Here is a 26,458-nt window from a genome sequence, read left to right as displayed (position 1 = left end):
TATCAACGAAAGTATTGACCCTATGCCACGAACTGTCCGAAACCGTACTCATGAAGAATGGGCAACACTGATCCAGACACAACAAGACAGCGGACTCTCTGTCGCCAAGTTCTGCCGCCAAAATAGTATCAACCAGCAAGCCTTTTACCGCCAACGCAACCGTCTCGAGAGTCACCACTCGAACGACGAGTTCATTAAAGTAGAACCAGCTGCCGTTACCATAGAAGATAGTCCAATCACAACAAATCGCTCTCCATCGTTTTTCGAGTTAACCGTCGGTGTGGTGAGCCTCATTTTACCTGAGCATGCCTCTCCACAATGGGTCGCTGAACTTATTCGTGAGGTGAACCAATGAAAACCTTCACTGAATTTCAGCATCTATACCTTTATCCCACCCCCGTCGATTTCCGTAAATCCATTGATGGCTTATCGTACTTAGTTGAACAGCGTATGGCACTCAACCCCTTTGACTCCGCTCTTTTCCTGTTTTGCAACAAAGCGAAAGACAAAGTGAAAGCGATCTATTGGGATCGCACTGGCTTTGCATTGTGGTACAAGCGACTCGACCGAGAGCGATTTCGATGGCCAAGTCAAGGGACCAAAACCTTAACACTTGAACCTCACGAACTCGACGCGTTACTCGCCGGCTTTACCTTATCAGGGCACCAAAGAGTAGATGCACAAACATTGATGGAATAATGGTTAAATAGTCAACAAATACAGATAATTATCGCCTTTTCATGGTATAATACAGGCCATGAAAACGACCTGTTCTTCCTCACACGATAACGCCCAACCTCAAGAGTATATTGACGAACTTGAGTCGATGATTGCTGCTTTGCTCTCAGAAAGAGATGAGTTCAAGCAGCGTTATTACCACCTTCTTGAGCAGCTTCGTTTGGCTCGCCGCCATCGTTTTGGTGCGAGCGCAGACGTGGATGACCATCAAGGTACCTTGTTTGATGTGGATGAAGACATCACCGCGTCAGAGCCTGATACCCCAGAGCCTTCTGACGAGCCGAAAACTCGCCGCCAGCCTAAGCGTCAACCGCTACCTAAAGACCTACCGAGAGTGGTCATTCGACATGAGCCTGAAGCAACGCACTGCCCGGATTGTGGTGAAACGCTGCATTGTATTGGCGAAGATATCTCAGAGAAGCTGCACTTCATTCCTGCTAAGGTCGAGGTAGAGCAGCACGTTCGGCCTAAATGCGTCTGTCGTCACTGTGAGCAGCAAGGGGAAACCACAGAGGTTCACCAAGCACCCATGCCTGCGACTGTGTTCCCGAAAAGTATCGCCACACCCAGTCTTGTCGCTCAGATGATAGTGATGAAATTCCAATATGGACTCCCTCTGACTCGAGTTGCTTCATTGCTGGATAACTGGAACATTACACTGAATCGACGCACGATAGCCGATTGGATGGTTCAAGCCTCCACCGTGTTAGAGCCGGTCTGGGCACATCTTCGCCAACATATGCTGGCGTCGTCTTGGCTTCATGCGGATGAGACACCAGTCAAGGTCATTGACAGTGATAAGAGTAAAACGTACATGTGGGTGTATTGCTCAGGCAGTGACGGACCCACGCCCCCGTCTTACGATGAGAATGCGCGTAATATCGTGTTGTATGACCATCAACTGGGCCGGTCAGGCTCACATGCGAGTGCTTTTTTAGCGGGGTACCAAGGCTATCTGCATGTGGATGGTTATCAGGGATATAAAGACACGGACGCCAACTTGGTTGGGTGTTGGGCTCACGCTCGCCGTAAGTTTATTGACGCTCAGAAGGTGCAAGGCAGTGATGACGGTGGAGTTCGCACGGCTCTGACTCACATTAAGAAGCTGTACCGAACAGAAACACTGCTTCAAGACCAGGGCGCCACAGCCGATGAACGTTATCAGAAGCGTCAATCGACCTCGAAAGCCGAGCTGAAGAAGTTCAAAAATGGTTGGACAAGACCGTACTACGAGTCCCTAAACAAAGCGCGTTAGGTCGAGCGGTTCACTATACGCTGGGTCAATGGTCGCAACTGGTTCGCTACCTCGATGATGGTCGACTGAGTATTGATAACAATAGGGCCGAGCGCGCTATTAGGCCGTTCGTGGTGGGACGTAAGGCGTGGTTGTTTACCAAAAGTGAACGAGGTGCCCGCAGTAGTTGTGTTCTTTACAGCTTGGTGGAGACGGCGAAGGCAAACGGGCTGTTGCCATCTGACTATCTGACTGAGTGCTTCGAGCGCTTAGCTATAGCACCAGAAGACTTAGAATCGGTGATGCCCTGGAACATACGGTGTTGACCAAGAACAGCAAAAACGGAAGGCTAACCACCTTCCATTTTTTATTGCAATAGGGTGTTTACCGCCAGCTTACCATGTCACTGAGTCGCAGCACTTTATAGACAACTTTAAGCATAGAAAGTAGTGGAAAACTTGTTGTATACAGCGATGGTATTTGCGAACTGTATCACTGCTAGGAAAAACGCGGCAATTCTTCGACTGCAGTCCTGCGCCGTTGCCGTTTAGCGACAGGGGCTTAGTGATCTCGACTGGTCGAAAACTGGCCTTTACCAAGAAATTTGGCGCGATACATCGCTCTGTCCGCCTGTTTTATCACCGCAATCGCGTCCGTTTCGTCATCGTCAATTTCTGTCATATGAATTCCGATACTGACGCCAACTTGCATAGTATGACCTTCAAACAGAATTGGACTCGACACCACATCGAGTACCCGCTCTGCAATAGAACCACAACGCTGTAGTGTTGACTGAGTCATCAGAATCACGAACTCATCGCCTGCAAGGCGGCATACAAGGTCACTATCTCTAACAGCACTTTGAAGGCGTGCCGCCACCGTTTTAAGTACAAAGTCCCCTGCATCGTGACCCCACTGATCATTAATTAGCTTGAAACCATCGAGATCTAAGAACAGCAAGCCAAATTCACCATATCTTTTCTGGTCAATAAGCGCTTGCGTGTCGGTGAGCAGTTTAGCGCGATTGGCCAACTGGGTGAGTGGGTCATGAGACGCGATATGCTCAAGTCGTTCCATCTCCTTGCGATCGCGTAGATCCTGACACACCAATACTAGGTCACTATCGATATTAAGACTGTGACTAGTTGCCGAGATAAACCTAGCATGAACCCAAATAGGTATCAGCGTGCCATCCGCATGAGGTGAGGCAAGCTCTCCCTCCCAAAATCCCTTTTCGAGCGCTGACTGACGCATGGTATCAATCCTTGGTTTTAACTCATGGTCTAAGCAAACCTCATAGATGGATTCATTGATAATATCGGCTTCTCGATAGCCAAATAACCGTTCTAGCGCAGGATTAACAATTAGGATCTGCCCGCACTTATCAACAACTAGGATGGCATCTTGGCTATTCTCAAAAATACTGGTCGCTAGTTGTTGCTTGTAGGTTCTAGCTAGCTCTTCAGTAATGTCGATAATTGAAAACAGTACCATCTCAGAGTCTGTGGTTTGCAAGCTCGATACCTTTAAGGTTTTACTCTCTCCAGTCGAGCTGGTTATCGACAGCCTATCATCGGTAAGGTGCTCGCGACCAAGTAATGCCATTAAAATGGTGTGCTTGTCTTTATAGCGAAAATACTGATTAATATTGGTGCCTATCATAGAGCCTTGCAGCCCAAACTGCCGACTGGCGTAACGGTTATCTTGTTTGATAATGCCTTTTCTATCGACAACGAGCATGCCATGAGCTAGCGACTCAAATAGCTCATTGGCGAAGTTTCGCTCTCTCTCAAGCTTGTCCATAGAAGCGGTGATTTGCAGATCACGGGCATGAATACGCGCAATCATCGTATTATAGCCTTCGACTAAATCACCGAGTTCGTCATACTGTTTTATCGTGATTGGCTCCATGGTTCCGGAAGAGCCTAACAACTTAGTCATTGAGTTTTTGATCTTGTATACCGGTACCAAGATCAACCGACTAAGCCGCTCATATAGATAGTAGAGCACACCAACCCCGAGTAACGCGATTAGGCTAGCTACCTCGATGAAATGTTGCAGAGTGCCTTTGTTGTAGTCGACATCCGCGACGATCTTTAGCTTACCTAACAACTCATTTTCAACCTCGATCGGCACATAAACAAACAGTTTGCCTGAGGCATAGAGCGAGCCTTCGAGCTCCCAATTGAACTTAATGGATTGAAACCAATCTTTGTCTTGTTTGGATGGATAAGCTGCAACGGTATTGTCTAAGGTATCATTGAGAATGACTGACAGAATAGAGCCATCCGCTTGAAAGGTGTCGATTTGCTCTTGAGCAGACTCGGCATCCTCAAACAGTAGCGGTGCCTGTAAATTGTACGAAACCGTGCGACCTAGCGTCTGCAGGTGAGTAAGTTTCGCATCTCGATAGAGATTGTATTGAAACTGGTCATTGATCCACTGAAACAGAACAAATACCACCACAATACTCACCAGTAGAGGCGCTAAGATTTTATTCTTAATTGAACGATACTTGATCACGAGCGTTCCTCAATAACCGTTGCAATCTTCAGTAGCTTAGAGCTCAACCGCACATCGCTCTCTTTGAGCAAAGGGTAATTAACAATCAACTCAAGCTTGTTTTTATTTTGCTTAAGCTCAATTTGGCCTCCATTGGCGGCAAACTGATGTTTATCCCCCACCGCTATCTGGTAGGGTTTTAAAGGGTTAATTAGGTATTTGTTGCCCATGTACACCAAATCACACTCTTCTATCGCAGTTACCGCAACTAACTTCTTATCACCAATCATTTTCTTGTTTGCGATGCCATCAAAAACCCCTCTCAGCGCTTTATCACCGAAAATACAGTAGCGGATCTCAGTCTTGTTTCTGCTGTTAGGCCAGCGAATATAGTTGGCTATCTTGTACAGATAGACCGCCTTTGCTTCGTGAGGCTTTAGTTGTGACGCAGCCGCCAAACTACTGGTCAGACAGCTGAGGCAAATTATTGCAACGCTCGTGACCACGAGGCGAACAAGGGTTGCCTTGAGGTGGTGGTTGAACCTAAAAATCATAAGTCACACGCGCGTACCATTTTCGCTCGTTTATATAAGCAGAGGTAATAAGCTCTGGATTGAGGTAACTGTGCCCCGCTCCTAACAAGTTTTGTGCAATAAGTTCAACGCTTGGCAGATTTGGCTGTTGTTGCCATGCCACTCTCGCATCTAGCACCGTAAAGGGATCAACCTGATAATCGGCAGAAGTCTGGGGAAATTGCTGATTGAAATAGCGACCAATAACGTCGATGTCTAACTGCTCTGTGGGTGACCAGAGGCTTTGAATGGTCGCAGTATGCTGAGAGTTGATATCGTAGTAATCAATGCCATAGCTACCAATCGACGTCTGCCATTCGCCCTCTAGTGCCTGTCCTGTCCATTCTGATTTCACCGATAAATAGGCATAGCTCGCATACAATGACCACTGCTCTAATGGCACAAAGCTCACCGCGAGTTCTAGCCCTCGAGTTTGCGCATCATAATCGTCATTGAGATAAGAAATCGCGGCTCCGGAAACCCAAGGGTCATAGACATCAGACTCCCCTAACCTCGATTCGTCATAATAAGGCAGCGTCCAGTCCATATAATTCACACCGCGCAAATTGGAATACTGTGAGACAAACAGTACCGAATCAAACTCCAATTGAGCGGAGGGGCTGTATCGATAGCCAAGTTCAAAGGTAACCACCGACTCATTTTCCAACTCAGTGTCGGACAAATAGAGATCAGGGTAGCCACCGTACACGTTAAGCTCGTCCATCTGGGTATCGATATAACTTGGCAGCATAACCGCGCGTGCTATACCTGCCCATAAAGAGTGTTGGTTGTTGATATTGTATAAACCCCGCAGTTGAGGTGATAACTCCGAGGTTTTGTTTTGATCGAAGTATTCGATTTTTGCGCCCACCACTAGCTTGAAGCTGTCACTCAACCAAGCTTCCGCTTGTCCGTATAGGTTTAATGAATAGTCAGAAATATCACTACTATGCGCCGCAGCGCGCTCGCCAGCGAGGAAGTGGCGATAATCGAACTCAGAGATATGCTTGGCAAAGTCGATATCAACCCAACGCACACCACCACCCAAGGTTAACGATATCGCTTGCGTTAGTTCGGTATTTGCAAAGCTATCCACTTCGGCGTGCAGATAGCGACCCGCAGCAAACGGATCATTGTCTTTGTCGTAATTGACAAAAAAAGTGGTATTGATGTCGGTTGCCGATGAGGCGTTATATTGATGACGCAAGTTAAGGTGCCAAGAGTGACTATTTAGCTCACTCTCATGTTCACTCGGAGTATAGTAAAAGCTGTCTGGATCAAAGGTGTACCAAGTATTTACTATGCCCTCTTTCGAGGTTTCACCACCAAGCTGTAATAGCAAGGTGTGCTTATCACCGTATGACTCGTAAGCACCTCCGTATTGATGACTCTCTCTAAAACGGGCGTTATCGTCTAGCGTTGTGGGTGAATGCTTATACTTGTAGAACACCTTGGCGAACGAGTAATCACCAACTGCAAAGCCATGACGAACTTCGGCGCTGTAATTGTCGGCTTGACCGACGTATGTCGATACATGGGTCCCTTGGGTATTTTGTGCCGACTTAGTAATGATATTAACCACACCATTGGCAGCGTTCGCCCCCCACATGGTGCCTGCTGGGCCTCTCACGATCTCTATTTGCTCAATATCTGCGATCAGATAATCAAGGTCGGCCATGTAGGTGCTGCCATAGATTGGGCTGTAGACACTTCGCCCATCAACCATAATCAACAGTTTATTGTAAAAGCTATCGTGAAACCCTTTACTCGAGATATCAAAACCGGTTTCGCTGTACTTAGTCACTAAGAATCCCGGCACTAAGGACAAGAGTTCGGCGATGGTCGTGTAACCACTGCGTACAATTCGTTCGTTGCTGAGTACGTAAACAGATGCGGGAATGTCATTGAGAGACTGAGTAGTTTTGGCTGCCGTTTCCATCTCGACATCAAACGCTGATAGATCTTCAAGATCGAGCTCTAAAATCGAGTCCAAATCCTCTGCGACACTTGGACTTGCGAGTGCGACGCCAATCCAGACTGCTAAAATATCCCTTTTCACTACAATGGTTCCAATCCACTACATCATTATAAACACATTGTACGGTATGGGTGTTTTATTGACAATATTAGCATTTGTATCATTAGCAATTACTTATTTGAACCGCGATCGGTGCCTCAATTTGTTCAATCAGCCCTGCTAAAGACAGAGGTTTTGAGAGGTAATACCCCTGCAAGTAAGTGCATTGTTGACTCGTGACCATAAACTCAGTCTCGGTTTCAACCCCCTCAGCAACCGTGTCAATCTGATACATCTCTGCTAATTGGACAATCATGTTGAACGTGGATTGTTGCCCGCGTTTATCGGGGGTTAGGTTAGTAATGAAAGAGCGATCTATCTTCAGCGTATCTATCGGGTATTTCGCCAACTGAGATAACCCAGTATAGCCAGTACCAAAATCATCCAACGCCAGATTGACGCCGGTTGATTTGATCTCCCAAAGTATTGCTGCGGTTTTTTCTGTATTGTCGACCAAGCTGGTTTCAGTGATCTCCAACTCGATGGTTTCAGGATCAATCTGGTATTGTTCAAGTAGCCGCTCAAGCTGTGATGGAAACTGTGGATTGCTTAGTTCGACCGCGGATATATTAATGGCAGCTTTGCCTCTATAGCCTCTAGCTATGAGCCGGCGCTGTGCTTTGAACGCATTTTCTAACACCCAGAGGTCGATGAGCCGAATCATACCTGTCGCCTCAGCAATTGGGATAAACTTATCTGGCCCTATGCCATGAATGGCGAGTAACGGACAGCGCAATAGCACTTCATAACATACGATTTGCAGTGAGGTACTGTGATACATGGGTTGAAAAACCAGCTCAAACTGATCGTCGTGATAGCTTTTTAATAGCTCGGTCTCCATAAACTTGCGCAACTCAAGCCCGTCGGCAATCTCTTTAGTAAACACTTGAACCTGATTTTTACCACGCCGCTTAGCCTGCAGTTTCGCTTCATCACTATAGACCACTAACTCTTGCTGCGATTGGGCTACCTCTGGATAAACGGCAACACCGATACTGACGCATACGTCGAGCACCTTGTTATCAATTTCAATACCTTGGCTAAAGTGATGATTAATCTCTAGCGCGACGGCCTCCGCAGCCGCAGCATCAGGCACGTTATTGAGGATGATCCCAAACTCATCGCCGGCGAGACGCGCAACATAGTCAACAATACGCAGCCCTTGTGCAGCTGTAATAGCATGGCGCGTACAAACAAAACTGAGCAGTTGTTGGGAAAACTGCGACAATAGTTCATCACCTTGCTGATGACCAAAGTGTTCATTTACCCGCTTGAAGTTATCCAAGTCAATGTAGAGCACTGCTAGGGTTGTTTTATTGGCCTTTGCTCGCTCCATCTCCAGCTCTAAGCATTGATCAAAACTTCGCCGATTGCCAAGCTCTGTAAGACGGTCGTATGCCGAGATATGTCGTACTCTCTCGACAAGATCAACATAAGCATTATTGAGGCTAGCCACTTCACTGACACCCGATAGTCGTGCTAGTTTTGGCGTATCTGAGGGATCTTGCAACGACTTGACGAGTCGGCGGATTGGCGAAATCACTTGGTGTCGAATGCCAGACCAAATCGCAACGTAACTGCCTACGGTTAGTACCAAGCTAAGGGCAAATAATTGCCAGCGGAGATCACTCAGCGCTGCATTAATATTATGCTCATCTACCGTCACTTCGATGGTGAAAAACTCTGTCACCTTACGGACAAACAGATCGCCACCAAGCTCGAACGCGCCGACGATATGGGTAATGTTGTCACTTCCGGGCAAACTCGGTTTTAAGGTAATAGCGAAACCATGCTGGTAGTTATCAGACATCGTTTCGAGAAGGTGTTGATAAGACAATGCGTTAGCATCATATCTCGCTCGGTATGTCGCGTTACTATGGGTAGGCGAACTGACAGAGTGCAACTCGGGTGAAAACCAGCGGATCATTCCTAACAGCAAATCACCATCTAATGAATACACAATGTGCTGCTCGTGGAGCCGATTGTCACGGTTATCCGTCACAAGGTAGCTATCATCGGTGTGAGTCTGCAAAGGTGAGCGGCTTAAGGCTTCGAAAAGATCATCATCACCTGCGGAGAAGGTCTTATCGTTCAATAAGTCGACAATCTGCAATGAGTGTGCGCCAGGTATACGCTGCTGTAACAGGCTAAGTTGGCTATCTAGCACCTCGTTGACTGCATGAGCGGAAGAACCGATTTCAATCTGGTATAAGTAGTCAGCGAGTTCAGTGCCACTTAGCACTAAGTCTAATGCCGATTGCGCAGAGACTAACTCTAGCTGATAATCCTTATAGAAGTAATCCAGTATCGTCGACAAGCGCTGATACTCACTATCAAGATGTCTTTGATAAACGGTCTTGTAAACCAGACCACCCGTTATTGTGAAAACGAGCAATATGATTGGTAACAATATGAGGCGCAAGCGCTGAATGAGAGTCATACTTTGTCACTACTTCCTTAAACTGACAAACGCGATTGGCACTTATCTTTGGAACAATTTGAAATAGCTCAAATTTACACCGCAGAACACAAACCAAGCCATTAACAACAACAAAATCCAAACAAACCTTAATGTAACAGTTAGCAAACATACATACAACACCACATACCGTTAATAATGTAGCAAAAGCACGCTACGGTATGTTGCAGATAAATCACGAAAAGTTGCCGTTGCTAGTGCAACGGTTGCCAGCAAACTGAAAATCGGAGTAGCGCAAGTTGGTGAAATGCGGTTTACTGTCACTATTGACCAATAACTCAAGAGTAGACAGCTATGAAACCAACACTGTTGTTAATGATGTTGATGTTCCTGCCGCTCCCAACTTGGGCTCAACAAGGGGTCACACGACGATTCGGAAATTATTGTACGCTAAAGCAGTAATTCATTGATTATATTGATATTATGTGAGATTTATTTAGACGCAGAGTGAGTCGAAAATACTGCAATGACCACTAGGGTACTTTTCCCATTGGTAGTTAAGGTACGACAGAATCGCTTGGTGATCACATACAAGAAATAGTCCTCGTAACTCGATTTTGGACGTGCGACGTGAAGTCGTATGAAGCGCTGTTCACCGCTTTAAGAGTGAACCATCTGTATCACCAGATGAACCTACGAGCCTGAATAAAGTAGCGGCTCTGACAATGTAACGAAGAGCAATTAAACAATTGCTCGGGATCGAAATCGTGAGAGGTTGATCCTCCTGATAACCACAAATCGGGTGAGTGCTAGATAATCAGTATGATGAACGAATGTGAATCCGTTTAAGGTGCGTTATGTGATGAAACAGCGGAAGTGGTTAATACGCTGTAGCCAAAAGGCAACGAGAGTTGGAAAGAGGTTGTCCTATACTCTTTCGTGATCAATTAAGCCCTCCGCACTATAGCGGGCATCTAACCTGATATTGCGTGACATACGGAACACGGTAAGCCTGTATCACTCCCTATGGGAAAGTCTTTGCGACCGATAGTGATGCAGGTATAGGAGGTCGGAGAAAGCGAAAGCTGCATTGTAATGATGCAGATACAGGCTTGTGCCTGATCACGAAAGTGGGCCCACTTCCGACTGGTCTCCCATTGCGAGAGAATTTGAAGAACTGTATTTAAGGAGAAAAGTAAATGGTGATCTCGAAAGAGATTAGTGCATCTTCTGACGGTGCTCAGTGGCAGTCTATCGACTGGAAATCCGCTGAAGCGCACGTATTAAAGCTTCAAATGCGTATCGCAAAAGCAACAAGAGAAAAGAAATACGGTAAGGTGAAATCCTTACAGTGGCTCTTAACTCATTCTCGCTCAGCAAAATTGCTTGCTGTTAAGCGAGTCTCTCAAAACAAAGGCAGTAAAACGCCTGGAATAGATGGCATTATCTGGAACACAGATAATCGCCGTATGAAAGCAGTCAATCAACTAAGTCGCAAGACTTACAAAGCCAAGCCACTCAAACGTATCTACATCCCCAAAAAGAATGGCAAACTCAGACCTCTAGGTATTCCGTGCATGATAGACAGAGCGCAACAAGCGCTCCACCTGCTTGCACTTGAGCCTGTTTCTGAAACACTAGCCGACCTCAACAGCTATGGATTCAGACCAAACCGCAGCACCGCTGACGCCATCAGTCAATGTTTTAAATGCTTGGCTCTGAAGAAATCAGCAAAATGGGTTCTCGAGGGCGATATTAAAGCCTGCTTCGATAAAATCGGGCATCAATGGCTTATGAACAATATCACCGTAGATAAACGAATGTTAGAGCAATGGCTAAAGTCTGGTTTTGTGGATAAAGGCCTGTTCTACGACACCGATGAGGGTACGCCACAAGGAGGGATAATCTCCCCAACCTTGATGCTAATGACCCTCGCAGGGTTAGAACAACGCATAAAATCCACAGCTCTCAGAAAAGGTGCTAGAGCTAACTTCATTGGTTACGCTGATGATTTCGTGGTCACTTGCTCTTCAAAGGAAGTACTAGTGAGCGATATCAAACCGTTGATTGCTGACTTTTTGGCTGAAAGAGGGTTAACCTTATCCGAAGAAAAAACGAAGATTACTCATATTGATGATGGTTTTGACTTTCTGGGCTTCAACCATAGGAAGTACAAAGGGAAATTGCTCATTAAACCGAGCAAGTCCAACACGCTGTTATTCTTAAGAAATCTACGTGAACTTGTCAAAAAGCACGCTACTATACCCGTTAATGACCTTATCAAACTGATAAATCCGAAACTCAGAGGATGGGCGAATTACTACCGCCACTGCGTCGCTAAACAAGTATTCGGGTATGTAGGCCACAAGCTATTCCAAGCACTATGGCACTGGGCAGTTAGGCGTCATCCAACTAAGTCTAAAGACTGGGTTGTTCACAAGTATTTTCTCAACCGAAAAGGCCAATGGCAATTTCATGGTTGGCAGAAAATTATGGACATGGATTGCCAATTCAATCTGTTCCAAATAGCAAAAGTGCCTATAGAACGACATGTGAAAATCCGAAGTGCTGCGACTCCTTATGACCCCGATTATCAAGAGTACTTGGCCAAGCGGAAGTCAAAAAGACAAGCGCGTAACTCTTGGGTTGAACCTGTTCCAACTGCTTTATGAGTTGCTGGGTATCAAACGATGCCTTAGTGGAGGCTTGAGCCGTATGCAGTGAAAGTTGCACGTACGGTTCTTAGAGGGGCGGCACTTGGCAACAAGTGTCGTCTACTCGACAAAAGTGAGTTATCGACTCAAATGAACTTGTATTTGGAGACATTAAGATTAAAGGTTTAAGGGGAGTAAAACTTCTTTAAACTCTAATTGATAGTGCGTTACTGATGGTGATGTCTCATATACTTTGCACTTTATTTGGTTATTCAAAATGCTTTCATATATTTCTGCTTTGGTTTCCTTCGTAGCATTGCATCCAATATAAATTGTTAAGATTGCACTACTTGAGAATGGGATGAGATATACGTCTAAACCAAAACCGTCTTTATACCCTGTTCTGAACTCAGGTGGCATAAACGCCATAAACACACGTTCTTCTTGTTCATAAGCCCAGTCCAATGGCTTATTTGTCAGGATAGAACAGTGTTCTTTGCCTGATAAAGCCTTGTAAGGTCTTCTAACGTCAGAGTATGTGACGGCTCTTGGCTCGGTTGGTTGACCGTTAGCTGTTGGCCGTTTGAAAAGTTCATTATCTCGGTCAAACCCTATAACAAACCCTTTCATCGACTCTGCATAATGAGACCACATCAAAAGATTCGAATTAGATCTAGAAAGGGACAGTATGCCAAAGTGTTCGCCAAACAAGTCCATTACTTGATCTTTTAGCTGTGGAACAGTGAATTCATTGGAGCATTGTTCGCTAAGGTTTGCTTTAGCTTTATCCAACATTTCACGATTGTGCAAAGTTTTCTCATGCTCAGGCAGATCCTCCCACATTTTTTCTAACTTTTTGTGGGTCTCAGTGCTCAGCTTATCATTTAGTTCCGATGCATCTATCAAAGGTAAGCTTTCATAAGGATCATTTAATGACTTCAAAGGACTATATCTGATAGATAGGTTTTGAAGTACGTCAACTCTCTCTGGGGGTAGATACTTAAATAACATATGTACTAAAGTGCTTGTGGACTATTAGAGTAATCTACACGTTGTGCGCAAGCAAAACCATATGCTTGCTCTCATAACGCGTGCTGGAGGCCGTTTGAAGCGGAATAGGAACAACCACCCGTACACAAGTAAATCATGTCGCGTTAAGTCTCTTGTGAAGTCGCAGGTTTGGTAAGGCCCCAGTTTACTAGACATTACACAGATAAGAAAAAGTAGGTCAAACCACCTCTCCATTATTTGTGAGATTGAACGTTACTGGCAAGGAATGGGGCATAACCTTGCTAGCGATGATCGCACTGAGAAGCTTCTGGACAAAACCTCGCCAACGACGCGTATAGAGCTTGAGTTATGCAATAGCTCAATTAGAACGCTATTTTACACGTCATCTTCCGATAACATCTGACGACAATTACGAACTGTTAATATTCGGATTTCATGACTTAAGCTGTAGATAATACGATAGTGACCAAAGATGATTTCACGATAGTTGGTATGGGGCATTTCAGGCACAAAGCGTCCCATTTCAGGCATACTTCCAAGCAATTCAATTTTATCAAAAGTGTCGTTTACCCACTTTTCTGCCGCAGATGGACCGTCCAAAGAGATGAACTCTGCTGCGTCACCTAGCTTCTGAAGCGCCAATGGAGACCAAACTACTTTCATTTTTTAATGCGTCCCAAGACTTGAGCACGCGCATCATCATTAGAAATACCAAGACCAGAAGCTAACTGTGCTTCTGCTGTGCGCATTTCTTCTAGTAATTCGATCTTCTCTTGCATGGCTTCATATTCAGCAACGTCAAGAACAACTGCAACACCTTTGCCATGTTGCGTAATGACCAATGGACGACGAGTCTTATTGATTTGTTTGATGTAAGAAGCTACACCTGAGCGAAACTCAGACAATGGCTGAATATCTTGATCGAAATGAATACGGCTCATACTGAACTCCAAGTTGTACCAAATAACGTACAAATTATAAGTCAGCCTATTGTTACAAGCAAGGATTTGATTGCAATATCCCACCGCAATCCACACCTACCCATCAGACGTCTTGGCATTAGCAAAAGTTCGGTAGCTATAGGGTCACTTGTCGTTGTAGATCAATTGCTCTAACGAAGAAAGGGGCGAAACCTTTTCAGAGTAAAAGCCAAACTACGACAAAAAGCATCGAAAAGTTTCGAATTTTATTGTCATAGTTCTAGTCTTTATTGTCGAGTGATCTGCTCCAGCTAGACTGGACACTTCATTAAGCGACATTTTGGTTTTCAAAGTTAACTGGACTCAGATACCCAAGAGCACTGTGCCTTCTTGTTCGATTATAATCAACCTCTATATATTCAAAGATCGTTTGCCGCATCTCGTCTCGCGTCATGATCGGCTCGTACTGGATCGCTTCAACTTTCATTGAATGGAAGAAGCTCTCAACACAAGCATTGTCCCAACAATTTCCTTTCCTACTCATACTTTGCTTTAGATTATAAGTGGTTATTATCTCTCGATAGTCTTTTGAGCAATACTGACTACCTCGGTCACTATGAACAATAACCTGCTCTGGGAACCCACGGCGGAAGAGAGCCATCGATAGCGCGTCGCAGACCAGCGTTGCCGTCATTCTGGTATCCATAGACCAACCGACAACTTGTCGTGAATAAAGGTCAATAATTACAGCTAAATACAGCCACCCTTCGCTTGTCGCCACATAGGTGATGTCACCCGCCCATTTCTGATTCGGAGCTTCTGCCTCAAAATCCTGGACCAACAGGTTTGGAGCAACTGGCATTTTATGTTTGCTATCCGTAGTACACTTAAACTTGCGTGCCGCTTTGGGTGTTAAAGCCTGACGTTTCATGCTGGCGGCAATGGTTTTAACATTATGGCTATTACCGTTCTCAGCCAGTTCTTTCTGGATACGCCTTGAGCCATCACGGCCTTTGCTATTGTTAAAAGCTTCTTTGACCTTCGTATCAAGCTCTTGGCGAGTTACCTCACGCTGAATGCTCTTGTGGCGATGCTTAATCCAGTAATAAAACCCACTTCGTGAAACGCTGAACACCTTAGCCATGCGGACAGTACTGAAGCACAGCAGGTGTTCAAGCATAAATTCGTAGCAATCTACTTTTGATTTTTCGCGAAGTAGGTGGCGGCCTTTTTTACTATATCTAGCTCTTCAGCTTGTTCGGCCAACTGCCTTTTGAGCTTGGCGACTTCAGCGGCTAGATCTTTTTCGCGCTGACTGGTACTGGTGTCTTTAGTGGCGGCCTTTCGCCAACCATAGATCTGAGATTCGTGTAACGAGAGCTGTCTCGCTGCCGCTGCTACTCCCACTTTCTCTGCTAGCTTAAGAGCTTCTGCTTTGAATTCAGCAGAGTGGATAATATGTTTTTTCTTGTTTGTCATGATTCACCTCGTTAGTGATTGTACTCACTTAACTCGGTGTCCAAAACTACTGGTGCAGATCAGGATGGTATGCACCATCCTTTCTTATCAACACAAAAGCGTAATAGCTTGAGAGTGGGAAGTCATTTTATAATTTCCTTTGGTTAAATATTATTCATTTTGGTGACTATTTATACATAATTTTGGGTATTTACCCCGTATGTTTTCCGACCATAACGTCTATTTATTCAGCAAAGTGAATCGTTACTCCGTAAGACCTTGAAAGAACTCTCTCAGTTCCTGTTCGCTATATCCTTCTTGTTGGAGTTTGGCAATCACCTCTTGTGCCTTTTCCTTTGATGCAACTTCAAGGTAGATTGATAGCTTTTGTGTCATTGACTTGAGAACGTCAATATCCATTCGGTTGGCAACACTTTGAATACGTTCAGCGCTTTGGTCTCCGAGCGTTGTCAGCAGTTTACCTAGCAATTCATCTTCAGGGTTTTTGTTGGTCATCTCCAAATATTTGGCTCTGTCCATTGTTGTCATATTAGTGTTGAACACGTTGAGAAAAATCCTCGTTATTAGTAATTAGGTTTTGCTAAGTTCGCGAACCTGTATTGCAGTACCAAAGCAAAGCAGTTCGATATAGTTTGGCGCGATATGACTGGTTTCATAGCGTATGCCGACTAGCGCGTTTGCTCCGAGTCGTTCTGCTTCCATTATTGCCTTTGACTGAGCTTCGAAGCGACAGGTATGAAGGTCCTTATAGATCGGTTTGATACCTTTGAAAAGCCCAGTGAGATTGATTGAAGTATTTGAAAAGGCAGAGTGCTTGTATAACACATTTGCCATTACAACCCCAAGATTTTCAACTTCTTCGTAGTTGGGTATTGAGTCTTTCGTAGAGGTCTTTATCGTCATACTTTCCTCCCTGTAATGGTCAAGATTTGGGTTAGTTCACTTAAAACAGATAACTCATGAGGCCCGAACAGGCCCAACTTGACGTGCATGAACTGAATAATGCCAATCAAACGCTGCACCCTGTCGCCATGGTCGTTTAAATATTGCGCCCTTTCTAATTTACTAAAACCAGACAGCTTCCCACGATAAAACCTTAATGCTTGCCGTACTGATGCACTAAATTCAATAAGCTGCTCTTTGACCCAGGTTTGCTTGAGTCTCCCATGTTCTGCTTCCGAGCGACTACCCAGATATTCAACGGAGAGTTCTGTAACCACTGTGGAGAGTGTTTGTTTGTACTCAGTTCTCGGGGACCATGCTTGGCACATGAGTGGATAATGTTCTTGTAGATATTTGGCTCGGTAGCTTCGTATTGCCGACTCTAATGCATCGTTTATGGCGGTTGGATAGCCAGAGACGCCATAGCGCTGACAAGTACTGATGAGTCTGCGTGCTTTCACTGTTTCAGTACTGCAACTCGCTGGTGGCGATATAGGTGTGGTTTGAAGCTCTGCAATGAAGGTAGTGCACTCTTTGAGCAGAAGCTCTTTGTAGTCAGCATCTCGTGTGCAAGTCAATGGCGTCTATACCTTAATGAACGTGCTTTCAATGTACTGATATGAGGTATGAAGCGTGTAAAACGCCGCCTAAATAGTTGGATTATCGGTATAATCGGCTCCATCTTAGCGAAGCTAAATAGATACGGGAATTGACCATGCTAATGATTATTTTTGGGATCTCTATAGGGTATGTTGTTGCAATGCTGCTTATAGGGATGGAAATGGTAGATATCGATGCAAGCAACGCTGTCATAGCTATTGCAACGGTGATAGGTACCGTGATCGCATATTTTAGCAATCTCGCCGTAAACCCTCGCCCGATGAGGGCGGGGATATAAGGCGAAAGTGCGATAGCACTTTAAAATAGACAGGCAGAATTAAGCAAGTATAATGCTGTATACACATACAGTGGAGTAACTTAAGTGCTAAGAGCAACCAAAGTACGCATTTACCCAACACAGGAGCAAGCTGAGTTTCTAATGGCTCAGTTCGGTGCTGTCCGGTTCGCGTACAACAAAGCTCTGCATTTAAAATCTCACATGTACCACAAGCATGGCGTTGCATTGAATCCTAAAAAGGACATTAAGCCACTGCTTGCTGTCGCCAAGAAATCCCGCAAATATCATTGGCTAAAGCAATATGACTCAATTGCTTTGCAGCAGTCGGTAATCAACCTTCATCAAGCCTTTGATAACTTCTTTAACCCGAAGCTGAAAGCCAAGTATCCTCAATTTAAGCGTAGGCACGGGAAGCAATCTAGCTATCACTGTGTAGGCGTAAAGGTACTTGATGGTGCAATAAAGCTCCCGAAAATTAAGCCTGTAGAGGCGAACATTCACCGTCAGATCGCAGGCAAGGTTAAGAGCATTACTGTCAGCTTGAGCAAGACGGGCAAGTTCTACGCATCTATCCTCGTTGATGATGGTCTGGATGCACCTAACCTGCTCCATACGGTAAACAAAGTTACAGGCATTGATCTAGGTTTGTCTCACTTTGCCATTGAGTCGAGCGGCAAGAAGACAACCAATCCACGATTTGTAAAACGCGCTGAGAAAAACCTCAAACGCAAGCAGCGTCAGCTATCCCGCAAGGCAAAAGGGAGCGCCAATCGAGCGAAAGCACGATTACTTGTGGCGAAGAGCCACGAAAAAGTGGCTAACGCTCGTGCTGATTTTCAACACAAACTATCTCGAACTCTCGTTGACGAAAACCAAGCGGTGATAGTTGAGACATTGAAATCAGCCAATATGATGAAAAACCGCAAACTGGCGAAACACGTAGCGGATGCCTCATGGCATAGCTTTGTCGTTAGGCTAGAGTACAAACTGAAAGAGGAAGGTAAGCATCTAGTAAAGCTCGATCAGTGGTACGCCAGCTCTAAAACTTGTCATTGTTGCGGTCATAAAATGGAAGAAATGCCCTTATCGGTTCGCAAGTGGGACTGTCCATCTTGTGGCACAACGGATATAGATCGCGACTTAAATGCCGCCCTGAATATCCGCGACAAAGGCATTCTGGAATTAAAGGCGGTTGGGCAATCGTCTCTGCTTATGGAAGCCGCTTAAGTCTCGATACTATCGAGCAACGGCTAACGAAATAAGAAGCATCGCCCAATAGGGCGGTGAGTAGTCACTTTTGAATCGAATCGGCGCGATAGGGCATGGCAGATTCGAAAAGACCCAGTGATGGCTCTAATGGCTGCGCTAAGGCAAGCGGAAGAAGCCACACTTATCGAACTAGAACGGATTGAAGGTCGCTACGATGGCATGAAGGAGGGCGATATTCCTGATAAACCGGAAGGCGAACCATGGAAACAGTTCGCCAACGAGAGTAAGAGTTTTACAACGGTTTATGGTGATTTGTATCCGTCATCTCTCATCTCTGCGCTGGAGCACTACGATCGCACAGAAGACTCAATAAGAGATGCTTTTCGAGTGGACGAGATAGATGATCACGAAGCGTACGAACGATCATATGACAACAAGGTCAGCCTTAAAAAAGTACTTTCAAAGTATGTAAAGGATATGGCGTGTAGTGGTTTAATGATCCCGGACACCAAATTAGGTGGTAAAGTCTCCACCACAAATGAGGTGTTCAATGACAAAACGACAACGACGTACATTTTCTTCTGAGTTCAAAGTAGATGCTGCAAGCTTAGTTCTTGATCAAGGTTACTCGATATCTGAAGCTGCACGCTCCTTAGATATCGGTGATACGGCCTTGCGACGCTGGGTCGACCAACTAAAGATTGAGCGTGGCGGAGAAACGCCAGCTGTTAAAGCTCTGACGCCAGAACAGCAGAAGATCCAAGAGTTAGAGGCTAGGATTAATCGCTTAGCAAGAGAAAAATCCATACTAAAAAAAGCCACAGCTCTCTTAATGTCGGACGAACTCGAACGTTCTCGCTAATTGACCAGTTGAGGGAGCATGAACCGGTCAAAATTCTTTGTGAGCTGTTCGATGTCTCGTCTTCCTGCTACTACGAGTTTAAACAACGAAAGCCGGATGCTAATCGTATTCGGTTAGCTAGCCGAGTTAAACAGCTCTTTAACATGAGTCGTGGCGCTGCCGGTAGTCGGACTCTTGCTTCTATGCTGCAGTCTGAAGGCTTCGATGTCGGACGCTTCAAAGTACGCAAGCTTATGCAAGAAGCCGAGCTGATAAGCAAACAACCAGGTTCGCATCGCTATAAGCAAGCCAAGCTAGAGCGACCAGATATCCCCAATAGGTTGAAGCGTGAATTCTCTGTTACCACTCCAAATGAAGTTTGGTGTGGCGATATTACTTACATCTGGTCAGGTTCAAAGTGGAGTTATCTGGCTGTTGTACTCGACTTATTTAGCCGCCGAGTAGTGGGTTGGGCGCTATCAGACAAACCCAATGCAGAGTTGACTTGCAAAGCCTTGGATATGGCTTGGGAACAACGAGGACGACCTAGCAACGTGATGTTCCACTCAGACCAAGGAAGCCAATACAGTAGCCTAAAATACCGTCAAAGGCTTTGGCGATATCGCATAACTCAGAGTATGAGTCGTCGAGGTTACTGCTGGGATACTGCTCCTATGGAGAGGCTATTTAGAAGCTTTAAAACCGAGTGGATACCAGCTACTGGGTACCTGACCCAAACACAGGCAAAGAAAGATATCAGCTATTACTTGATGGATTACTACAATAGGCAACGGCCTCATCAAGCAAATGATGGGCTGTCGCCAGTTACTGCCGAAAATCGGCTTATGTTAGTGTCCGGAATTTGTTGACCACTACAGCGCGGTTTTAACTATTGAGCACAATAGCGAGTATTGCGAAAGAGTGGTTCTACGTAGGTAGAAAAGAGCTCCAAGCGTTCGGCCCCCAAGCTCTAGAAACTTGTCGTTAAATGGGACCAAATGCGAGGAGCTCACCATTGACAGTTAAGTTAAGTCTTTACAAACACATTGTCAGCCTACTGGTCTGCTGTTTAAGAGAGAAGGACCGGTACCAACTTTCATAAATTCTTTAATTACACGTCATCTGTCTTTGAGCTATGTGTGATTCACTTAGCCATGTACAGTTTTTGAAATCCATCACAATGCTTCTGTTTATCTCTCATACTTGCTTGGTTACGGACTGCTTGTGAAAAAAAATCGTTCCCGCGAGTATCCATAATTGCTCCCTTGTCAAAAGTCAGCCAGAGTTGTACATTCATTGCATCGAGTGCCGCATAGTTACTCAGCCTATCTCTCGCTGAACTTTGTAAATGAATTCACCGTTGGTGCAGTTTGCACCAAAATTGACCCATCAATAGCAATGGATGCGTTCAAGATAGGCCTTTTCTTTAACCCTATTTTGATATTCCTGTGGGGTAACATTAACCAGCTTTTTAAACTCTCTGAGGAAGTGGGATTGGTCACTGAATCCAAGGTCAAAAGCAAGATCAGAGAAAGCGAGACCGTCACAGTGATTGATATCATAAACCGCTGATTGGCAACGAATAGCACGGCTAAATCCTTTCGGAGTCAAACCAACATCATTCTTAAACATACGCTGCAAAGTGCGGGTGCTATAACCTGAAAAGCGCTCCAGGTCCTTAATTTGAATATTTCCTTTGTGTAGACGGATCTTTGCGATCACTTTATTGGTTAACTCAGAGGTTTTTCGTCGTTGATTTTTCTTCAAAAACTGACTTACTGCATCTACTTTTTGCGAAAAGTTTTCACTCTTTATTACCTGTTCGAGCAGGCATTCGGACCCCGTGGTTACATCGTGCAAATCTAACTCATGCTCAATAAGTTCTTGCGCTGAAATGGTTAAAAAGTCTGGGAGAACTCCGGGAACAAATCGAACACCAAAGTACTGATGGCCGGGGTCAAATGAGACAGCTCCTGCTTCTAATCTTGTCCCGCAGACCTGCGCAGCAGGTGACACTGAATCACAGTCAAACACGATATCTATACAGCCATCCGGGATTGCTATCGTCGATTCTTTAGAACTACCGGCTTTAAAGCTATAGAAATGGGAAACCTCCGGGATGTCTGGTGCGAGATGAGTAAGAAATTGCTCTGAACTCAAGACAAAAAAAGGTTGCTTAGAGTGAATCCCAGAAATATTCGATAACAATGAAGAGACAGACATAGCTAATCCTTAAATGCTTGAGTATTAAGTGAGATAAGCAAGGTGAATGCCAAGTCAGCTATGCGTATTTGATTATGACCAATGTCGCAAAATTACAATACACATCTAAATGTGAGCATTAGTATTGAAAGCAATAACTCATTAAGCACCCAGTCAACGTTGCAACAACAAACGCGGGCATATGAGTAGAGTAAGAAGCCACAGCAGATAATATGGATATAGGTGACGATATGTCAGACAGCACAAAAATTGATTTTATATACCTTTCTGAACAAGACATGATTAAGGCTGGCGTAACCGATATGTCCGGCTGCGTCGATACAATGGAGGAGATGTTTGTTCTCCTGCAAAAGGGAGACTACCGTATGGCGGGCCCAAATAGCGACTCGCATGGTGCAATGGTTACCTTCCCTGATGAATCGCCTTTCCCGAATATGCCTAAGCCAACGGCTGATCGTCGTCTAATGGCAATGCCTGCTTACCTGGGTGGTGACTTTCAAACTTGTGGCGTTAAGTGGTATGGCTCCAATATCGCTAACCGCGAGAAAGGCCTACCTCGCTCTATTCTCATGTTCATCCTCAACGATATAGAAACAAGTGCACCACTTGCCTATATGTCAGCAAATTTACTGTCCGCTTATCGAACTGGGGCTATTCCGGTGTGGGGGGCTCGCTATTTAGCTCGTAAGGACTCTAAAGTCATCGGTCTGCTTGGGCCGGGCGTTATGGGAAAAACAACAGTAGCGGCATTTATTGCTGCCTGCCCAGGTGTAGACACAATCAAGATTAAAGGCCGTGGAAAAACGAGCTTAGACAGTTTTATCACCTGGCTCTCCGTTGAATATCCACAAATCACGAATGTGCAGATCGTCGATACCGTTGAAGAAGTCGTGCGTAATTCAGACCTAGTTACCTACTGTAATTCTGGAGAAACCGGAGACCCAATGACTTACCCAGAAGTGAAACGTGAATGGGTTAAACCAGGTGCCTTTTTAGCAATGCCTGCGAGCTGCCGACTTGATGATGGTATGGAAGCTTCCGATATTCGAAAGGTTCTGGATAACACCGGTTTATATGAGGCGTGGTACGAAGAAGTGCCGAAACCTGCACACAACATTATCCCTTTGGTAGGGGTGCGTTATATGGACATGGTTGAGGAAGGAACATTAACCAAGAGTGAACTAGAAGACCTTGGCGAAATTGTTGCTGGCGTGACTCCGGGTCGCAAAAACGACGATGAAATCATAGTGATGTCTGTTGGTGGGATGCCAGTAGAAGACGTTGCATGGGCAACAAAAATTTATCGTAACGCGATTGAAAAAGGTATTGGTGTTTCACTGAACCTTTGGGATGAGCCTGTACTTAAATAAGGAGAGAACATGCAACGAATCAACTATACCACGGGCTCAAAACTCGAAGAATTTACGGGCTATTCACGCATGGTCAAGATTGGAAACCAAATCCATGTTTGCGGAACGACAGCCGTTCAACCAGATGGCACTGTCTTTGGTACTACAGCTTACGAACAAGCCAAGTACATTTTCGGCAAGTTTATCGATCTGTTGAAGCAAGCGGACGCTGAAGCGAAAGATGTCTATAAAGTGAAGGCTTACGTCACTGATATGGGGCAGGCCAAAGATGTTGCTTGCGCGTTTAGTGAGTATTTCAAAGAAGTAAAACCACTGTTCACCATGGTTGAAACGCCAAAATTAAACCGTCCGAGTCAACTAGTTGAAATTGAACTTGAAGCGATTCTTGGCTGTGAAACTTGTACAGATTAAACAAATTGTAAATAGGTGCTTTTCGGGGTACCTGCAAGGAATTAAGAATGTTGAAAAGGTTGTCTGAAAACACTCCTACCACTGAACTTGTAACCATCACCTTTGAGGATGAACAGTTGCAGGTACCCGCTGGTGAAACCGTTCTAGCATCAGTCATGGCTGCAGGTGCTGGTCACAACCGAACTTCACCGATAAGTGGTGAACATCGTTCTGGGTATTGCCAAATGGGCGTCTGTTTCGAGTGTTTAATGGAGATAGATGGCATCCCCAATCAGCAGGCGTGCGCTATCCAGGTACGCAACGGTATGGTTGTCAATCGTCAAGACGGAAAAAAGGTGTTGGCAAATGGATAGAATTTACGACCTTATTATCGTTGGCTCAGGCCCAGCTGGGGTAGCAGCGGCAGTCACTGCCGACAGTTTAGGGGTTAACACCTTAGTAGTTGATGAACAGCCAGAGCCCGGCGGGCAGATCTACCGCTCTATGGAGCGTAGTCGTTCGGAAAATGCTCATGTGCTAGGGAAGGACTATTTTGCAGGTAAGTCTCTTATTGAAGCTTTCCGTGGTTCCGGTGTTACATATATGCCTAACACCACTGTTTTGAATATCACCAATGATTTCAATGTAGATCTCTTATCTTCAGGGGCAATGAAACGAGTAAAGGGACGGCGAATGCTGCTTGGTATTGGCGCAGTAGAGCGCCCAGTACCAATGAAAAACTGGACGCTACCCGGTGTGATGGGTGCTGCCGCGGCGGACATTCTATTCAAGTCCGCAAATATGGTCCCAGATCAGCCAGTGGTTATTGCCGGAAGTGGACCTCTGCTATTGCTGGCAGCTTGCCACTTAGTTGATAACGGTGTCGAAATCGCTGCGATGGTCGAAACGGCTGGTTTTAAAGATTACCTAAAAGCGATTCCATTTTTGCCTAAAGCTCTACTCAGATCCAGCTACCTTATTAAAGGGATGCAGATGAGATGGAAGGTGAAACGAGCGGGAGTACCTCTTTACATGGGTTGCAGAGATCTCGAAGTTATCGGTTGCGAGCGAGCTGAAGGTCTGCGCTTCACCCATAATGGCAAGCAGGTCGATATTGTCGCAAAATCCGTTTTATTGAATGAAGGGGTCATTCCCAACCTGAGATTGAGTCAAGCGCTTAACTGCGAACATGAATGGTATGAACCGCAACGCTACTGGAAACCTGTTCTCGACCTATGGGGACAAACCAGCGCAGAAGGAATCTCTATTGCAGGCGACTCCTCTGGTATTGGTGGTGGCCCAATGGCAGCAGCCAAAGGACATTTAGCTGCTCTCGACAGTGCGTACAAATTACAGAAAATCAGTGCCAGCGAACGAGACAAACTAGCGATAAAACACAAGAAAGACCTTCAAAAAGAGCAAGTAATTCGCCCATTTCTTGATCATGTTTTTCCACCAAACCGTCAAACACTGGTTCCTGCAGACGACGAAACCATGGTCTGCCGCTGTGAAGAAATCACTGCAGGCCAAATCCGTGAAGCTATCGCTCAGGGCGCACGACACCCTGCTCAAATCAAAGGCAAAACCCGGGCTGGAATGGGCCCCTGTCAGGGACGCATGTGCGCCGTAACCATTGCCGAAATCATTGCAGATAGTTGTTCACTGGATATAACCGAGGTTGGAGCCATGCGCATTCGAACACCACTAAAACCTTTGAGTATAGCGCAATATGCCAACATGGAATTTGGTGAGAAGGAGTAAGACACAATGAAAACAAGAGCTGATGTCATCATCATAGGAGGTGGAATTATCGGATGTTCTACCGCCTACTATCTAGCAAAAAAGGGAAAATCGGTCATCGTTCTTGAAAAGAGTGCGGCGCTCGGATACGGAGGCTCAGGGCGTAATGGCGGTGGAGTACGTCAATCTGGACGAGACAAACGTGAACTTGCACTCGCTATGTATGGGGTAGAGAACCTTTGGCCACATCTCTCAGAGGAATTAGGAACCAATGTTGAATACTATCAGCATGGAAACCTGCGCTTGGGTAAAACGGATGATCACATCGAAATTCTCAAAGGCTTGACGGCTACCGCGGTTGCTCAAGGGCTAGATGTAAAGATGGTCAGTGGAGAAGAAGTCCGAGAAATCTGCCCTCACCTGTCCGATGAAGTTATTGGAGCGAGTTGGTGTCCCTCTGATGGTCATGCAAACCCACTACAAACCACTTTAGCATACCATAACGCTGCTCGTAAACTTGGCGTTCAATTTTTGACAGAGCAGCATGTGCTGTCATTACAAATGGTGGCAGGAGAGTTACGCAAAGTCGTCACAACCGAGGGAGTATTCGAAGCCGACAGAGTTGTGTTAGCTGCAGGGCTTGAAAGCCGGCGAATATCCCAGACTGTTGGCGTTGATGTTCCTATGAAGCCAGTCGCACTGGATACACTGGTGACTGACGCACAGCCACCAATGTTTTATCAAATGCTTGGCACTGCAATGGCTGACTTTTATGGTCACCAAACAACTCATGGCTCTTTCGTTTTTGGGGGCGGTTCTCCGCTGAATTCAGACCTTGTAAGTAGTACAGCAGATCACACACCAATAGAAGCCACTGCAGCAACATGTCAGGGAATACTTAGTTACCTTCCTGCACTTAAACACGCAAAAGTTGTACGTAGCTGGGTTGGAATAATTGATTGGTGTGAGGACAAGGTACCAGTCCTAAGCAAAGTAGAAGATGTACCCGGATTAGTTTTGGGATGCGGACTTTCAGGGCATGGTTTTGGCATTTCCCCTTCTGTGGGGACGGTGTTAGCAGAACTAACATGTGACGAAACACCTTCTATCGATATCAGCGAACTAGGCTATGAGCGCTTTGCTGGTCGCACCTTATAAGCGAGTTAAACCAGTTTTCAAAATGACATGTCGCAAAAATTCAATACAAGAGGTAATGCGACCAATAGTATGAAAGAAAGC

At 45.4% G+C, this 26,458-nt stretch carries 23 protein-coding genes and 1 pseudogene; 12 read left to right on the top strand and 12 right to left on the bottom strand.

From position 1 onward, the window contains the following. Window positions 1-22: 22 nt before the first annotated feature. From tnpA to tnpC, 3 genes and pseudogenes are all read left to right on the top strand, one after another. Window positions 23-355: an IS66 family insertion sequence element accessory protein TnpA gene (gene tnpA / locus AC6I8U_RS26140; protein ID WP_498019753.1), complete on the top strand. Its 333-nt coding sequence runs from the start codon at window positions 23-25 to the stop codon at window positions 353-355. Further along, window positions 352-699 carry an IS66 family insertion sequence element accessory protein TnpB gene (gene tnpB, locus AC6I8U_RS26135; RefSeq protein ID WP_498019752.1) on the top strand — a complete coding sequence of 116 codons (348 nt, stop codon included), beginning with the start codon at window positions 352-354 and terminating at the stop codon, window positions 697-699. Before tnpA ends, tnpB begins: the two co-directional genes overlap by 4 nt. A 58-nt stretch (window positions 700-757) precedes the next feature. Continuing rightward, a pseudogene (gene tnpC, locus AC6I8U_RS26130) lies at window positions 758-2,298 on the top strand (IS66 family transposase). A gap of 235 nt (window positions 2,299-2,533) precedes the next feature. Here tnpC and AC6I8U_RS26125 read toward each other — a convergent pair. From AC6I8U_RS26125 to AC6I8U_RS26110, 4 genes are all read right to left on the bottom strand, one after another. Continuing rightward, window positions 2,534-4,495 (bottom strand): diguanylate cyclase domain-containing protein, encoded by a 1,962-nt coding sequence (locus tag AC6I8U_RS26125; protein WP_498019751.1) that lies wholly within the window; start codon window positions 4,493-4,495, stop codon window positions 2,534-2,536. Continuing rightward, window positions 4,492-4,932: a YfiR family protein gene (locus AC6I8U_RS26120; protein WP_498019750.1), complete on the bottom strand. Its 441-nt coding sequence runs from the start codon at window positions 4,930-4,932 to the stop codon at window positions 4,492-4,494. The genes AC6I8U_RS26125 and AC6I8U_RS26120 overlap by 4 nt, the downstream gene beginning before the upstream one ends. Before the next feature lie 85 nt (window positions 4,933-5,017). After that, a complete protein-coding gene (locus AC6I8U_RS26115; protein ID WP_498019749.1) occupies window positions 5,018-7,105 on the bottom strand; it encodes a TonB-dependent receptor plug domain-containing protein in 2,088 nt (695 codons plus the stop codon). 82 nt (window positions 7,106-7,187) lie between these two features. After that, window positions 7,188-9,563 (bottom strand): putative bifunctional diguanylate cyclase/phosphodiesterase, encoded by a 2,376-nt coding sequence (locus AC6I8U_RS26110; protein WP_498019748.1) that lies wholly within the window; start codon window positions 9,561-9,563, stop codon window positions 7,188-7,190. A gap of 1,178 nt (window positions 9,564-10,741) precedes the next feature. Here AC6I8U_RS26110 and ltrA point away from each other — a divergent pair. Continuing rightward, window positions 10,742-12,214, top strand: a complete 1,473-nt coding sequence (ltrA, locus tag AC6I8U_RS26105; RefSeq protein WP_498019747.1) for a group II intron reverse transcriptase/maturase — start codon at window positions 10,742-10,744, stop codon at window positions 12,212-12,214. Between the two features lie 159 nt (window positions 12,215-12,373). Here ltrA and AC6I8U_RS26100 read toward each other — a convergent pair whose 3' ends face one another. The 7 genes from AC6I8U_RS26100 to AC6I8U_RS26070 form a co-directional block, all read right to left on the bottom strand. After that, the gene (locus AC6I8U_RS26100) at window positions 12,374-13,138 is read right to left on the bottom strand and encodes a DUF2971 domain-containing protein (RefSeq protein ID WP_498019746.1); all 765 of its coding nucleotides are present in this window, start codon (window positions 13,136-13,138) and stop codon (window positions 12,374-12,376) included. A gap of 444 nt (window positions 13,139-13,582) precedes the next feature. Beyond that, a complete protein-coding gene (locus AC6I8U_RS26095) occupies window positions 13,583-13,870 on the bottom strand; it encodes a type II toxin-antitoxin system RelE/ParE family toxin (RefSeq protein WP_498019745.1) in 288 nt (95 codons plus the stop codon). After that, window positions 13,867-14,148: a type II toxin-antitoxin system Phd/YefM family antitoxin gene (locus tag AC6I8U_RS26090; protein WP_498019744.1), complete on the bottom strand. Its 282-nt coding sequence runs from the start codon at window positions 14,146-14,148 to the stop codon at window positions 13,867-13,869. The genes AC6I8U_RS26095 and AC6I8U_RS26090 overlap by 4 nt, the downstream gene beginning before the upstream one ends. A gap of 307 nt (window positions 14,149-14,455) precedes the next feature. After that, window positions 14,456-15,606 (bottom strand): IS3 family transposase gene (locus AC6I8U_RS26085; protein ID WP_498019743.1). Its coding sequence is split into 2 segments (ribosomal slippage): window positions 14,456-15,363 and window positions 15,363-15,606, totalling 1,152 coding nucleotides; the frame shifts between segments, so codons are not numbered across the junction. Window positions 15,607-15,849: 243 nt separating this feature from the next. Further along, window positions 15,850-16,149, bottom strand: a complete 300-nt coding sequence (locus AC6I8U_RS26080; protein ID WP_498019742.1) for a hypothetical protein — start codon at window positions 16,147-16,149, stop codon at window positions 15,850-15,852. 27 nt (window positions 16,150-16,176) lie between these two features. Beyond that, a complete protein-coding gene (locus AC6I8U_RS26075; RefSeq protein ID WP_498019741.1) occupies window positions 16,177-16,509 on the bottom strand; it encodes a YbjQ family protein in 333 nt (110 codons plus the stop codon). Beyond that, window positions 16,506-17,126, bottom strand: coding sequence for a hypothetical protein (locus tag AC6I8U_RS26070; RefSeq protein WP_498019740.1), 621 nt, complete (start codon window positions 17,124-17,126; stop codon window positions 16,506-16,508). Before AC6I8U_RS26070 ends, AC6I8U_RS26075 begins: the two co-directional genes overlap by 4 nt. A 404-nt stretch (window positions 17,127-17,530) precedes the next feature. On the opposite strand from AC6I8U_RS26070, the gene AC6I8U_RS26065 reads away from it, so the two are divergent. The 3 genes from AC6I8U_RS26065 (at window position 17,531) to AC6I8U_RS26055 (ending at window position 20,365) form a co-directional block, all read left to right on the top strand. Further along, complete coding sequence (locus AC6I8U_RS26065; protein ID WP_498019739.1) at window positions 17,531-18,673, top strand: RNA-guided endonuclease InsQ/TnpB family protein; 1,143 nt, start codon at window positions 17,531-17,533, stop codon at window positions 18,671-18,673. A gap of 120 nt (window positions 18,674-18,793) precedes the next feature. Further along, on the top strand, window positions 18,794-19,240 hold the full coding sequence (locus AC6I8U_RS26060; protein WP_498019738.1) for a hypothetical protein: 447 nt from the start codon (window positions 18,794-18,796) through the stop codon (window positions 19,238-19,240). Then, window positions 19,206-20,365, top strand: a protein-coding gene (locus AC6I8U_RS26055) for an IS3 family transposase (protein WP_498019737.1) whose coding sequence is annotated in 2 segments (ribosomal slippage) — window positions 19,206-19,473 and window positions 19,473-20,365 — 1,161 coding nt in all. Because the reading frame shifts where the segments join, the coding sequence is not laid out codon by codon here. Before AC6I8U_RS26060 ends, AC6I8U_RS26055 begins: the two co-directional genes overlap by 35 nt. Before the next feature lie 520 nt (window positions 20,366-20,885). Here the strand turns inward: AC6I8U_RS26055 and AC6I8U_RS26050 are convergent. Next, entirely contained in the window at window positions 20,886-21,719 is an 834-nt protein-coding gene (locus AC6I8U_RS26050) for a helix-turn-helix domain-containing protein (protein ID WP_498019736.1), read from the bottom strand. Between the two features lie 230 nt (window positions 21,720-21,949). On the opposite strand from AC6I8U_RS26050, the gene AC6I8U_RS26045 reads away from it, so the two are divergent. The 5 genes from AC6I8U_RS26045 to AC6I8U_RS26025 are packed head-to-tail and all read left to right on the top strand — an operon-like array spanning window position 21,950 to window position 26,377. Then, on the top strand, window positions 21,950-23,089 hold the full coding sequence (locus AC6I8U_RS26045; protein ID WP_498019735.1) for an ornithine cyclodeaminase family protein: 1,140 nt from the start codon (window positions 21,950-21,952) through the stop codon (window positions 23,087-23,089). Window positions 23,090-23,098: 9 nt separating this feature from the next. Then, window positions 23,099-23,500 (top strand): Rid family hydrolase, encoded by a 402-nt coding sequence (locus AC6I8U_RS26040; protein WP_498019734.1) that lies wholly within the window; start codon window positions 23,099-23,101, stop codon window positions 23,498-23,500. 47 nt (window positions 23,501-23,547) lie between these two features. Continuing rightward, window positions 23,548-23,853, top strand: a complete 306-nt coding sequence (locus tag AC6I8U_RS26035; protein ID WP_498019733.1) for a (2Fe-2S)-binding protein — start codon at window positions 23,548-23,550, stop codon at window positions 23,851-23,853. Further along, window positions 23,846-25,240 (top strand): FAD-dependent oxidoreductase, encoded by a 1,395-nt coding sequence (locus AC6I8U_RS26030; RefSeq protein WP_498019732.1) that lies wholly within the window; start codon window positions 23,846-23,848, stop codon window positions 25,238-25,240. Before AC6I8U_RS26035 ends, AC6I8U_RS26030 begins: the two co-directional genes overlap by 8 nt. A 6-nt stretch (window positions 25,241-25,246) precedes the next feature. Continuing rightward, window positions 25,247-26,377, top strand: a complete 1,131-nt coding sequence (locus tag AC6I8U_RS26025; RefSeq protein ID WP_498019731.1) for an NAD(P)/FAD-dependent oxidoreductase — start codon at window positions 25,247-25,249, stop codon at window positions 26,375-26,377. Window positions 26,378-26,458 lie beyond the last annotated feature (81 nt).

This window comes from Vibrio sp. KUL80 (assembly GCF_059725495.1).
Note: the sequence above shows the minus strand (reverse complement) of the source record. Positions and strands in the feature narration are given on the sequence as shown.

What these genes read in the sequence shown, in the direction of transcription:
- tnpA (WP_498019753.1), top strand. Translation starts at nt 23, where the DNA reads ATGCCACGAACTGTCCGAAACCGTACTCATGAAGAATGGGCAACACTG.
- tnpB (WP_498019752.1), top strand. Translation starts at nt 352, where the DNA reads ATGAAAACCTTCACTGAATTTCAGCATCTATACCTTTATCCCACCCCC.
- AC6I8U_RS26110 (WP_498019748.1), bottom strand. Translation starts at nt 9,563, where the DNA reads ATGACTCTCATTCAGCGCTTGCGCCTCATATTGTTACCAATCATATTG.
- ltrA (WP_498019747.1), top strand. Translation starts at nt 10,742, where the DNA reads ATGGTGATCTCGAAAGAGATTAGTGCATCTTCTGACGGTGCTCAGTGG.
- AC6I8U_RS26095 (WP_498019745.1), bottom strand. Translation starts at nt 13,870, where the DNA reads ATGAAAGTAGTTTGGTCTCCATTGGCGCTTCAGAAGCTAGGTGACGCA.
- AC6I8U_RS26090 (WP_498019744.1), bottom strand. Translation starts at nt 14,148, where the DNA reads ATGAGCCGTATTCATTTCGATCAAGATATTCAGCCATTGTCTGAGTTT.
- AC6I8U_RS26075 (WP_498019741.1), bottom strand. Translation starts at nt 16,509, where the DNA reads ATGACGATAAAGACCTCTACGAAAGACTCAATACCCAACTACGAAGAA.
- AC6I8U_RS26060 (WP_498019738.1), top strand. Translation starts at nt 18,794, where the DNA reads ATGGCTCTAATGGCTGCGCTAAGGCAAGCGGAAGAAGCCACACTTATC.
- AC6I8U_RS26050 (WP_498019736.1), bottom strand. Translation starts at nt 21,719, where the DNA reads ATGTCTGTCTCTTCATTGTTATCGAATATTTCTGGGATTCACTCTAAG.
- AC6I8U_RS26045 (WP_498019735.1), top strand. Translation starts at nt 21,950, where the DNA reads ATGTCAGACAGCACAAAAATTGATTTTATATACCTTTCTGAACAAGAC.
- AC6I8U_RS26040 (WP_498019734.1), top strand. Translation starts at nt 23,099, where the DNA reads ATGCAACGAATCAACTATACCACGGGCTCAAAACTCGAAGAATTTACG.
- AC6I8U_RS26035 (WP_498019733.1), top strand. Translation starts at nt 23,548, where the DNA reads ATGTTGAAAAGGTTGTCTGAAAACACTCCTACCACTGAACTTGTAACC.
- AC6I8U_RS26030 (WP_498019732.1), top strand. Translation starts at nt 23,846, where the DNA reads ATGGATAGAATTTACGACCTTATTATCGTTGGCTCAGGCCCAGCTGGG.
- AC6I8U_RS26025 (WP_498019731.1), top strand. Translation starts at nt 25,247, where the DNA reads ATGAAAACAAGAGCTGATGTCATCATCATAGGAGGTGGAATTATCGGA.